Here is an 11,400-nt window from a genome sequence, read left to right on the forward strand (position 1 = left end):
GGAAGCTTATTGGAACCCTAAGCAGGGTTGGATCTGGAGCCGAGTGCCAGAGCGAAAGATAGCCGCAACAGAGATGGAAGCGGCCTGACTGATTTATCCCTGTACGAACTAAACCAGGGGGGCTGCCATGTGCGGCCCCTTCCTGCTTCAGGATAGCTCTTTCCTGTCGCTCCCCTTCGTCACCAGCGGCAATCCTGAGGCTGGAGGCCCGAACCCTCAGGCGACACGAAACGCCTGTCAGTGACAGTCACCTCCCCAAGCCTGTGGTCTATTGAGGTGATTAGCTCCTGCCCTAGCTGCCCAAGGTGAGTGACCTCAGGAGGGCAGATAGATGCGTATTCTAGCAGTCGCCACCGTCTTCGGATTGCTTGTGTTCTCCCCCTCCGCAGTCGCACAAGACAGGAAGCCTCAAACGGGCAGTCCAGAAGCATCATCCTCTCAGACCTCCACCGGCCAAGAGAGCGCGTCACTAGCGGCGGAGCGAAAGAAAGCCGAAGACATTGAAAAGGCTCGTCAGCGCAGAATGGACAGGCTGGGTCGAAGCATCTGTACCGGCTGCTGAAGAGTGAGGGAGACCCTGTTGCTGGATTTCGTCCACCTTGGCTCGATGGATTCCGAAGGGCCCCTGGCAAAAAGAAAGCGCCCCACCGTCTCAAGGGGACGCTCTAAGGTCCGGCCCGTGGGGGCAGATAAGAAGGCCGGTACTCCACACTTGCACAGCCAGTCCTACACTGTCTGTCGGGTATCTGACGGTTCAGGAACAGAGCTGCTGACTACCGCAAAATACCCTTAAGCCTGCCTCGACGCAGCCCGCCTCATCCTGGCCTTGCTTTCGATGAAACTGGCTAGGTCAACGTGAAGATAAAAAGGGGCGAGCAGAATGGATCACAACGATCTTATTGAATTGGTGGCTCGCGACCTGACCCAGAGCGTCTCACAGATGCTCGTTGAGATGGGCTCAGAGGATGGCCAGAGGTTCGCCAGGAGAGCCCTGGTCAAATTCGCCACACAGGCGCTTAGCGGCGCTCCTCGGGTTGGTGGCATGAACATCTCAACCTTCTCGGACGGCGAGAGACACGCACTGGCTCAAGCCTCTGCAATCGTTCTCGCGACCATTCAAGCGGACACCTCAAGGCCCCAATAAGGGGCTGGGGGCTCACCCCTATAGTTTATACCCCACTCCATGGGCCATCGCGTAAAGCTCCTTCACGTTGATCATGACCTTGATCCTTCGACCTCCGCATTTCGAGCAGCGGAGATGAAGCGCGATGTCAGGAATAGCTGTGTCACCTGACCAGCCATCGAGTGAGACGACTGCATCATGATGGCATCCGAGCGCCTCACAGAAGGCAGCCACAGTGTTCAGCCCTCGCGCCCGACTTGAAGCGAATGTTGCCGGTGGAATTTCCTTCCCGTTCTCATCGTAGGCTCTGCGAGGATTCCTGGGTGGCCTACCCATAGGGGAACGGTCGCTCGCCAAGCGCCCTCTTGGGTGGCATCGGCAACTCCTTGAAGGTCATCCCAAGGACCGCGTTCTTGATGGACTCTCGGCTCACCCCGTAGTCCCGCGAGAGCTTGCCCCACTCGCGTTCACCAGCCGCATACCTCAGGCGGGCCTCTAAAACCTGCTCCTCGCTCAGTTTGCGCTTACGGATCGGCACAACGAATCTCCATGAGAACAAAAACGGAACGTCTCACGAGACCTGATGGTTCGTCGATGGGGTGAAGGGGTGCCTGTGGAGAATGTGAACGACGATAGGCTCGATGCTCTAGCCCAAGCCTGTAGCTACTGGGTCGAGCATATGGCCAGAGACGTGAACAAGGCCCATGAGGAACACCTGGAGAAGCTCCGAGAGGCTGACCTTAAGCAGTTCATGGAGGGGATCTTAGGGTCGAATGGAGGGGGAGATAAGTGGATGAAAGTGTGAGGGTTTTAATTTCCCTTGTACTAGGAAGAGAACAAAACCCCTCCCCCCTGTTTGATATATAGATTATAACTATAAGAGTAACTATAGGATAACCTAAGGGTAACCTAAAATTATGATCATCATCAGATTATACCTGCAAGGTATCTAAGATTTAGATGATGTTATTTATCTTCACCAAGACAGTCATTGTTGGTTTTTTTCTGATTGATCCTTAGGTGACCTAAGGGTGAGCCTATGGCTCCTCATTAATATAGGTCAGAACCGACACAGGGGACCGCTCATGGCGGCCGCTTCGTCGAATTTTCAATTGGCCGTGTAATAAGAAACACACAGACGATGTTTGTTACTGTATCCGTAAATACCCCACCACTCAGATAGAACCCGATCTCGGTCCCTCAGGGCTCTCCAGCTATTCCCCTTGTACTTAGAATACAGACCAAGCCTCGCTCCCTTCCTGGACCAATTCACCGACCACTCGGGCTAGGACAGACCCCCGTCTGATTTCACTGAAAAAATCTGAGAGGGTATCGACAGTTTCGAGGCGGGAGATTCCCCCGGTGCCCCTCGCGTTACCCACGTGGTCCATAGGCGCGTGACGACACCCGCCCGATACCGCCCACCCAGGCCAGCACGTCCACGGAATAGCTCACGGGTACGCCCTCGTCGTTCCACTAGACCTTGCCCTCACGGAACGTTCCACACCATTAGCTTATCTGTTCCACAAGAATGGGTGTTGACATTTGGAACAGACACTATGATGATGTCTTAGATCCTATTGGAACGGAGATGGTTATGCTGGTGGGCTATGCGAGAACCTCGACACAGGAACAGGAAGCGGGTCTGGAAGCACAGCTACGGACCCTTGAGGCTGCTGGGTGTGAGAGGGTCTTTCAGGAGAAGGTCTCCTCTGTAGCCCACAGGGATCAGCTAGAGGCTTCCCTTGAGTTCGTCAGACACGGTGACACCCTCATGGTCACCAGGATGGACCGCCTTGCTCGCTCGACACAGCATCTCTTGGAGATGGTGACGAAGCTAGAAGCAAAGGGTGTCGCTCTCCGTATCCTGGACTTCAGGGGTGAAGCCGTGGACACCAAGAGCCCTCAAGGCAAACTCATCCTCACGATGTTCAGCGCCTTTGCGCAATTCGAGCGTGAGTTGATGCTGGAACGCCAGAGAGACGGCATCGCTAAAGCCAAGAGCGAGGGGAAGTATCTCGGTCGCAAGCCCACAGCGAAGGCTAAGGCTGACGATGTGAAAGCCCTCCATGCTGAAGGTCTCTCCATGGGCCAGATCGCCGAACGCCTAGGCATCGGTAAGGGCTCAGTGCATCGGATACTGAACGCCTAGACCCTCGCAACATCACTAAGAGTTTCACAAGGGCGTCCCTAAAGGGCGTCCTTCTTCGTTTCTGCCTTCAGTTCAGATGGTTTCCTGAAGGTAGCGCACTGGCCGTGCCCTCCCGCAAGGGCTCTCATATCCCCAATCCCCTCAACTCATCAGCTGCGGCTGTGGATGTTTTCGTTCACGAAACAATGAGCGGGAGGGCGCGGTCCTTTTCTGAAGCCTGACCCAACCTCAAACAAAGCCGAGAAATCTAATGCACATCACCCTAAGCCCCTTGGGCAGAGGTCGTTTCCGCGCGTCTATTGATGGCCGCGTTCTGGCGGAAAGCCGCACCCCTTTCTTCGATGCAGCCCGTTTCCTCCTGAATGAAGGTGTTTATCCTAACGAGATCCTGACAGCCTTTCATGAGGGTTCTTCAGTGGTTGCCATGAGGGCTTCCATTGGGAAAGCGGCCGGTCTGACTGTAATCGAGAACGAGACCCGTGGTCCGTATCTCTCAATCTACCGCGCTCATCCATCCCAGGATGCCGTTTCCCATGTCACTGGTCGCGCACAGGCGGCGATTGTTGGCCGGGATGGTGCATTCCCCCTCCAGACAGAAATCAGCCTCCCTGATGCGTTCGCAGATGATCACGCACGGGCCTGAGGTGGGGCGTTTCATTCCCTTTTTCTTACACAAATAGAGCTATCCAATGCAGTACCGCAATTACCATGAGACTATCCGACGACTCGACCCCGATGGAAGCACCGTAGTGGGGGTCATTTTGAGCAATGCCTCTCGCATCTGCTGGCTATTCGAGGACGATTATAAAGCCATTGTTGCCAAGCATGGGCTTTGTAGTTGGTTCCTGAACTCCAATGGGAAAGGTAAGTCGTATGTCCGCCTTAAAGGAAAGCACGAGAACCTTGTGCAGGTCTCTCGCTTGATCCTCGGGGACAGCCTCAAGGGCAACGTCACGTACCTTGATAAGGACCACCTTAACTTGAGGACCACGAACCTTCACGTTCAAGGTAAGTCCTCCAAGCAGAAGCCTAAGAGCAAGCCCCAGGCGAGGCCCCTAGGGTCTGGCCTCCGTATCCCAGTGGTGTCGGTCAATGGCTGACCTTCTGCCTCCCTCTGTGCCCCGCAGCAGGGCTGACGACAGCGAACCCAAGCGACGGAGGGTTACCAGACTGCTCCATCACTACCTCGATCAGTACGGGCATGATGCTGATAACTTCGAAGCTGATTGTCAGGACCTCCTAGAGTGGCCCATAGGGCTCTCAGAGCGTGACCCTCGCTTTCTCAGGTGGTGTTTGAAGAACGCCATCGTTGAAGACCCAGAGGTAAAGGGTGGTCGCTCTGTGTGGCTCTCCAACAAGCAATGGGGTCAGTTCATCGGCAGCCGTAGGCGACACCTATCAGCCCGTGCCGAGCATGACCGGCAATCCCTTTCCGAGCGGATAAACTTCCGCCTTTCCAAGAGTATCGAACCATGAGCTACGCCAGTTATCAGGTCGCCACTGACGGTGACCAACCAGACACGTCTAACCACATCTCTCCTGAAGATCGTTCCATCACCGTCCGCACCGGGGGTGCCGTCTCCTATAGCAGGGGTGAAGCCGCCACGATCAATACCGTCTCGTCGCTAAACACCGGCGACATGGACCACTCGGGAGGACTTCAGGCACGTACACCTACAGGGTCACCGCGTCAGGGCACTCTCCAACCCAATGACATCCTCCAGATTGCCGGGATGGAAGTCACTGTGGCTATCGCTGAGAGTCAGGGGCTGATCGAGAAAGACGTAAGCGGTCGCTATGTCCTAGTCCCTGATCGTCCGTCACAGATCCTCGCTGAGAACACACCTCAGGAAAGCCTGGAGGACCAAGGAGAGGCCCTTAGCGATGCCGCTGTGGAAGCCGACTTCGCGGCCCTTGTGCAAGCCTCCACAGCCTCAACCCAGTTTGCGATCTTGGGCCAGGTAGTCAACGAAGGTGAAGTGAACCCCAACACGATGCACCGTGTCTCCTCTGAACTCGGCATCCACCCTCAGGAGGCAGAAGCTCGCTTGGGTAAGGTCATGGAGGGCTTCAAGGCACAGGCCATCAGCACCTTCCACCAAGCCGGTATCGAAGACCCTGATGGGTTCGTGGCGTGGGCACAGCATAACCACCCTGGAGACTTTAAGGCGGCGATGCACAGTCATGGCGTTGAGCGTTCGACCAAGGCGTATCAGCCGTTGACGCAGGAGTACCTGTCCACGATTGCTGACAGGGACCCTGAAGCGATCCTTGAGGCGCAACTGGGCCAAGGCATTACGGCAACCAAGCAGGGAAATACCGTCATCCTGACGATCCCAGGTGTTGGGCAGGTTGATTACAAAACGGCAGTCCGTGAGGGACTGATCAGCGTGAGAGGAGCCTAACAATGTGTATAGCAGGGATGCCCCTACTGGGGCTTGCTATTGGTGCTGCCTCTAGTGCCGTTGGTGTCGCGGCAGACATGCAAGCTGCCGAGGATCAGAATGATCTTCACGAAAGGAACCGGTTGGCTGCTCTTCAAAGTTTTGAAGACAGTCAAAGAGCCGTGAATGAGCGGATCTCCCAGGAGCGTGAAAAAGCAGCCCTCGAGAAATGGGATACTGCCTTGGAATCCCGATCTGCTAAGGCAACATCTGACGTTGCTGCTGGAGAGGCTGGGATTTCAGGGATCACGATAGATGCCCTGGCGAGGGACTTCTCCTCTCGTGAGCAACGCTTCAACTCTCGTGTCGATAAGAACACGGACTGGACTGTCGCTGACCTTCAGGCTCAGAAGACAGGGCAGGCAGCACAGACCCTCGACCGGATTAACGCTCAACCTAAGGCACGTAAGCCGAGTTTCGTGGGTGCCGGGTTGCGCATAGCTGCTGGCGGTATCGACGCTTATAGTCGGCACAAGAAACTGAACCCGTAAGGTTCGAGATGGGGGCTTATGCTCCCTTCTTCTGTCACTTTGGCTGATCCTTAGGTTCACAGATCACGTAGGATGACCACCCAGCTCTACACCCAACCTCGTTGAGTGCAGCCCAGCCCTGAACGATGCCGCCTATGCCCCCAAGCACGGCAACAAGCGAAACAACTACAGCCCAGAACTTCTGGAGGGGCGACAGCTTCAAGGTCGTCTGAAGACGCTCTCCATCCCAATGAAGATTACCCTTTGGGTCCATTCCAAGCAGGCTGAGCCCGTTCTGCGATATCGGCTTTAGTGATCTATCCCAATCAGACGGCGGCTCTTGTGGTGCCCACTTAGTACGCCTGACGCGATCCCAGTAAGGTTCGTTCTGTGTCTCGGCTGTCATTCTCCCCCCTGAAACTGGATGTCTGACCTTCTAAACCCACTCCTTGAGTTGGGCTGCCTCTCGACCCTGAGAGTAGATCCTGTACGTGATCCTAGGGAGTACGGTCACTGGTCCTCAGCGTCCCCGTAGAGGACGAATGGCGTCAGCAAGCACCACACGACCTGCCGCGCCGCAGAGCTTTATCCTAACAGACACTTGCTGGCCTTCTCTCAGGAGGGTCTGAAGACCTTTCACGACCCAGCCCCGCGCCACCATGCTCGCTTCATCGAGTTGGGCAGTGTCGATATTGATCAGGCTCCTTTCGCCACTGCTCTCCTCAATGGTGAACATCTGCACAACGATTCCATTCTCGTCGAATGATCGCTTGACCACCCTTCCCTGTATGCGAGCTGGATGACAGTCATCGCTTGGGGAGAGGTTTGAAAGCTCAACGACCCTGTTTTGAGCTTTATCCAACTTGAAGCGAGGTTCAGAGGTCGTGCCCTGAGCTAAAGCGATGACGGGGGCAAGGCATAGGGCACCGAGCAGCACTGAACCAAATAGTCTCACTTCTGACTCCAGTCGCTGTCTAGTTCGCCAAAGGCTACCTGCCACGGGAGCAGCCTCAGGTCACCCTGTGTGATCTAAAGATATTACCCAGGACTGTAACTCACCCAAAACAGAACCCTAACGCACTCCACAAGAACCTGTTGAGGTCGCCCCTCGGCGGGTTTTGTCGTTTCTAAGGACACCTTCATGCTCTACACAGCCGAACAACTCGACCGATCCACTGGCGACCTCCGTATTGTGGATCTGGGAAACTGGATCACCGTCACCGAGTTTGGTCAGCAGTATGGTCTAGGTCCCAAGAAGATTAGGTCTGCCCTTCATCACCTCGGAATGCTGCAGGTCGAAGGGAAGCGTCTGAGGCTGACCTCTAAGGCCGTGGCCTTGGGCTATGGGAGACGGCATGACTTCCCCAAGAAGCATCGTCATCCCTTCGACGTGATCAGCCCATTGGGTCAGAAAGTCATCGCTGAGAACTGGGAGCGGCTTATCGCCGATATGGCCGAGGAGAAAGCCGGGAAGCCCATCCTCAAGGAAGCATCAGCAGCCCTGGAAAGCTTCAAGAAGGGTCGCTTGGGTGAGGTGACCACGCAGATGCAAGTTTGCTGGCTGCGAGATCACTTCCATATACTGACCCAAGAGGAGATCGCCGCCCTGATCGACACTCCTCGCCCTCTGGTGAACCGCTATGTGAAACTTCAGGAGAAGCAGCGGGAGTACGCTAAGAGACAACGGCAGGGAGAACCTCAGGGAGCCACCATAGCGGCAGCCACGAGGGTAGCGGCATAGGCCGATACCGTGACGATTGGGCCAAGCACAGCAGCTGCTGCAAGGAGGCCGAGAGTGGTCTTGAGGGTACGCATAACGAGGCTCCTCGATTGTTGGACCTCAAGCCTGACCTCATAAGGCTAACCGATGGTTAACCTTGGCAATAGGGTCTCCGCTGATCACTTCGAAGGACTTGGAGTAGTTCACCGCTTGGATGGTCAGGCGGTCTTAAACACTCCCCTGCCTTAGGAGCCCTCGTTCGCCCGCCCTTCAGCCATCAATGGCAGAGTGTCACAATACTTCTTGGGAGGTGGTGCACTCAGGTCTGTTAGGATATTAGTCGCACCAACATAGGTGCTTCATGGCTGACACAACGAAACCAATTCTGACATCATTAACTTTCCCGGCCCTGTATGACGTCAGCTTAGGAGATCGGCCTTCCTCTTGGACTGCAACAGCGTTCGACGGCGAGTCTGGCATCAATGAGGTACTGATCTGGCTGGATCGGCCTCTAATCACCAGCCTCGGCAGTTATAGTCTGATCGGGTTATTCGGTTCCAGCGATAGCTGGGCCGATGGTCAATCGACCTATACCTACCCTGTCTCCCAGTGGAATGCCTTGGGAACATTCGAAATTCGAGAGGTCGTTGTTCGGGATAACGCGGGCAATTCCTACACTTACACTCCTCCCGAGTTGTCGGCGCTTGGGATACTGACCAGCTTCGAAATTATCGGGGGTGGATACCGCCCAACGAATGGAAGCGACAATCTAACCGGAACCGCTACCTTGGACGCCCTGCATGGCTACCTAGGGAACGACACCATCAGTGGCCTTGGAGGTAACGACAGGCTCTTTGGTGATGCTGGTGCCGATCTGATTCTTGGGGGTGATGGCGCTGATCAATTGTATGGTGGGACCGACAACGACGATCTTCGGGGCGACAGCGGAGATGATACTCTGACTGGCGGTGCCGGTGACGACCTCATTTTCGGAGGTGTCGGGACAGACTCAGCCTTATTCAGTGGGCAACGGGCCGAATACCGGATCTTTGAAAATCTGGACGGCACCATAACGGTCTCTGACTTGGTCTTCGGTCGCGATGGAACTGACATCCTCAACAGTGTCGAAGCTATCCGATTCTTAGATCGCAAGGTCACTCGCGACACCATTATGGAGGTGACCCACCCACTTCCGTGGCAGCAGATCACGGAGGACACTCCATTTTCCTTCAGGGTTCCCGCTGGGACTTTCTCGGAAGAAGGTTCCCATATTCGGTTCAGTGTAGTGTCGGGCGATGGGACCCCACTTCCAGATTGGATCAATTTCGACCCTGCCACCCAGACATTTTGGGGAGCCCCTCCGCGAGACTTTACTGGCTCAGTCTATCTCAAGGTTGCGGCAACGAACGGTCAGCAGACTGTATCGACAACTCTCACGGTCCTAGTGAATGGCATCAACGACGCCCCGTCAAAAATCGAAATGCCCTGGGGATTTGCCACTGAGAACAGTTTCGACGGGGATTACGTAGGCTATTTGAATGTCCATGACCCAGAGGATATCACCCCAACGCTAACCTTGATCGATGATGCCGGGGGGCGCTTCAAGCTCATCGGCAACACCGTGTATGTCGCGAATGGCCACCTTCTGGATTACGAGCAGGCGTCCAGCCACACGATTGTTGTTCGGGCGACCGATGGGCAGGGCGCTACCTTCGATCAAGCGATCCAGATTTCCGTAGCTGATACATGGAGCGAGCGAGTTTCAGGAACCGCGGGCTTTGATCGGATCTCAGGAGGGGTCGGGACTGACAACCTGTCAGGTGGAAGTGGAAATGATTATCTCTATGGTCAGGGCGGAAATGACACGCTGTCTGGAGGCGCCGGCGACGACATGCTCTTCGGCGGCATTGGCAGGGACAATCTCACCGGAGGCAAGGGACGCGATGCTTTCGTGTTCGATACGAAACCTTCCAAGTCCAATATCGATAAGGTGCAGGACTTCTCAGTTAAGGACGATGTGATCCAGCTTAGTCGGATCGCCTTCTCGAAAGTGGGTAAGGCTGGGTGGCTCTCATCGGATGCGTTCCATAAGGGTGCAGCCGCCCACGATAAGAGTGATCGGATCATCTACGATAGTTCGAAGGGTGCCGTTTACTATGATGCCGATGGGACAGGATCAAAAGCGGCTATCCAGATTGCTTCCATTTCGAAGGGCTTGAAGATGATCCAGAAGGACTTCTTCATCCTATAAGCGACGGAACCAGTCGTTAACCTAGACCATTTTACCCAGGAGCCACGGGCGCGTTGCGTATCTGCCCGAGGCGGTGCGCTCAGGCACCACAGCGCCCTAGCCGAGGAATAGCCCCCTCCTCGGCTGGGGCGTTTGTTTTTGGGGTGTCGCCCTTCCGTCCCGCCTTTATCCGAAGGTGAACAGGAAGCGGTGCCCTCCGAAGTCTCCTGTGCCAGTTCCACGGGTTCCCGTCGAGACGAACTCAAATGGCCCTACTCGGCCATCAGCACATGTGAACGTGCCCTTCCCTTGGCGGCCGGTCGTGTAGACGAAGTTGCCTTTACAGGTCGTCTTGGCGGAACTGATTTCCAGCGTTCCACCGCCATCGGCGTACCCTGTTGCGCTTCCCGTGAAGGATTCTCCTGTTCCCTCAACGAGCCCAGTAACGGGTAAAGTCATTGAGCATCCGCCCGTGATCACAGCAATAGAGGTCAGCAAAGCAAAGCGAGTAAGCATATTAGTCCCCCAGACTATCGACGAGGGGACTGTATGGCTAAGCTGCCCTAGGTGCTAGTGCTAGAGCACATGGATTCCTGTTGTGGCCTTGTGGGTTGTGGCTCAGGTTTTCCGTCACGTGACGGAATGGGCAGTAGCTTTCCACTGAACAGTCGAAACGAGGGGGAGACGCTGTCCTGTGGATTAGGGGGACAGACTCCAGAGGATCTGCCACCGTGACCCCTCTCACCAGTTCCTGCCATAGAAGGACATAACGGTGAGAGGCCTAGAAATGGCTGAGAAGCCCCCTGAGATCGCTGTCAAAATCGCCGGCTTGATCGAGGCAAGTGCCTCAGGATGGCTCGGGGTTGGGGCACTTGTGTTGATCGTGACGCTGGTGCTTGGAGTTACGAAGTCACTGATCTAGCCAGAGATGGTGATTCTATAGGTCAGCAGCACCAAGGGAAATCTAGCTTACTGCGTGGCAGACATGAGTGGAAAACCTGAGTGGATCGACTTAAGACTCGTCAGTAAAAACTCAGCCTTTTCAGATGCTTAAGCCAATATGAAACAAGGTGGCGGAGGGGGTGGGATTCGAACCCACGGTGGGCTTGCACCCACGGCGGTTTTCAAGACCGCTGCCTTAAACCACTCGGCCACCCCTCCAGAAGCGGAGAAAATCGCTCCGGCTCTATGCCCTCTCTAAGACCGCCGCCCCGGATCCGTCAACTCAAACGGTCCGCTTCATCAGGCGGAAGGCCTCCTT

The 11,400-nt window shown here is 55.4% G+C and carries 11 protein-coding genes and 1 tRNA gene; 8 read left to right on the forward strand and 4 right to left on the reverse strand.

All coding sequences use genetic code 11. The features are described 5' to 3' along the window. Window positions 1-880: 880 nt before the first annotated feature. The gene (locus ACD578_RS08905) at window positions 881-1,144 is read left to right on the forward strand and encodes a hypothetical protein (protein ID WP_404292397.1); all 264 of its coding nucleotides are present in this window, start codon (window positions 881-883) and stop codon (window positions 1,142-1,144) included. Window positions 1,145-1,451: 307 nt separating this feature from the next. Here the strand turns inward: ACD578_RS08905 and ACD578_RS08910 are convergent, their stop codons facing one another. After that, entirely contained in the window at window positions 1,452-1,661 is a 210-nt protein-coding gene (locus ACD578_RS08910) for a hypothetical protein (RefSeq protein ID WP_404292399.1), read from the reverse strand. Window positions 1,662-1,706: 45 nt separating this feature from the next. On the opposite strand from ACD578_RS08910, the gene ACD578_RS08915 reads away from it, so the two are divergent. The 3 genes from ACD578_RS08915 (at window position 1,707) to ACD578_RS08925 (ending at window position 3,918) form a co-directional block, all read left to right on the forward strand. Continuing rightward, on the forward strand, window positions 1,707-1,928 hold the full coding sequence (locus ACD578_RS08915) for a hypothetical protein (protein WP_404292401.1): 222 nt from the start codon (window positions 1,707-1,709) through the stop codon (window positions 1,926-1,928). A gap of 792 nt (window positions 1,929-2,720) precedes the next feature. After that, window positions 2,721-3,275 carry a recombinase family protein gene (locus tag ACD578_RS08920; protein WP_404292403.1) on the forward strand — a complete coding sequence of 185 codons (555 nt, stop codon included), beginning with the start codon at window positions 2,721-2,723 and terminating at the stop codon, window positions 3,273-3,275. A 250-nt stretch (window positions 3,276-3,525) separates the two neighbouring features. Beyond that, entirely contained in the window at window positions 3,526-3,918 is a 393-nt protein-coding gene (locus ACD578_RS08925; RefSeq protein ID WP_404292405.1) for a hypothetical protein, read from the forward strand. Window positions 3,919-4,063: 145 nt separating this feature from the next. On the opposite strand, the gene ACD578_RS08930 is transcribed toward ACD578_RS08925, so the two are convergent. Further along, the gene (locus tag ACD578_RS08930) at window positions 4,064-4,282 is read right to left on the reverse strand and encodes a hypothetical protein (RefSeq protein WP_404292407.1); all 219 of its coding nucleotides are present in this window, start codon (window positions 4,280-4,282) and stop codon (window positions 4,064-4,066) included. Between the two features lie 465 nt (window positions 4,283-4,747). On the opposite strand from ACD578_RS08930, the gene ACD578_RS08935 reads away from it, so the two are divergent. Together ACD578_RS08935 and ACD578_RS08940 are read left to right on the forward strand one after the other, a co-directional pair. Further along, window positions 4,748-5,680: a hypothetical protein gene (locus tag ACD578_RS08935; protein WP_404292409.1), complete on the forward strand. Its 933-nt coding sequence runs from the start codon at window positions 4,748-4,750 to the stop codon at window positions 5,678-5,680. Between the two features lie 77 nt (window positions 5,681-5,757). Next, window positions 5,758-6,210, forward strand: coding sequence for a hypothetical protein (locus ACD578_RS08940; protein WP_404292410.1), 453 nt, complete (start codon window positions 5,758-5,760; stop codon window positions 6,208-6,210). A 499-nt stretch (window positions 6,211-6,709) separates the two neighbouring features. Here ACD578_RS08940 and ACD578_RS08945 read toward each other — a convergent pair whose 3' ends face one another. Beyond that, complete coding sequence (locus ACD578_RS08945) at window positions 6,710-7,144, reverse strand: hypothetical protein (RefSeq protein WP_404292412.1); 435 nt, start codon at window positions 7,142-7,144, stop codon at window positions 6,710-6,712. Between the two features lie 186 nt (window positions 7,145-7,330). On the opposite strand from ACD578_RS08945, the gene ACD578_RS08950 reads away from it, so the two are divergent. Together ACD578_RS08950 and ACD578_RS08955 are read left to right on the forward strand one after the other, a co-directional pair. After that, entirely contained in the window at window positions 7,331-7,930 is a 600-nt protein-coding gene (locus ACD578_RS08950) for a hypothetical protein (protein WP_404292414.1), read from the forward strand. 340 nt (window positions 7,931-8,270) lie between these two features. Further along, the gene (locus ACD578_RS08955) at window positions 8,271-10,160 is read left to right on the forward strand and encodes a putative Ig domain-containing protein (RefSeq protein ID WP_404292416.1); all 1,890 of its coding nucleotides are present in this window, start codon (window positions 8,271-8,273) and stop codon (window positions 10,158-10,160) included. A 1,050-nt stretch (window positions 10,161-11,210) separates the two neighbouring features. Here the strand turns inward: ACD578_RS08955 and ACD578_RS08960 are convergent. Beyond that, window positions 11,211-11,300: transfer RNA gene (locus tag ACD578_RS08960), tRNA-Ser, on the reverse strand. Between the last annotated feature and the right edge of the window lie 100 nt (window positions 11,301-11,400).

It is taken from the genome of Microvirga sp. RSM25 (assembly GCF_044784385.1).
GTDB lineage: Bacteria > Pseudomonadota > Alphaproteobacteria > Rhizobiales > Beijerinckiaceae > Microvirga > Microvirga tunisiensis.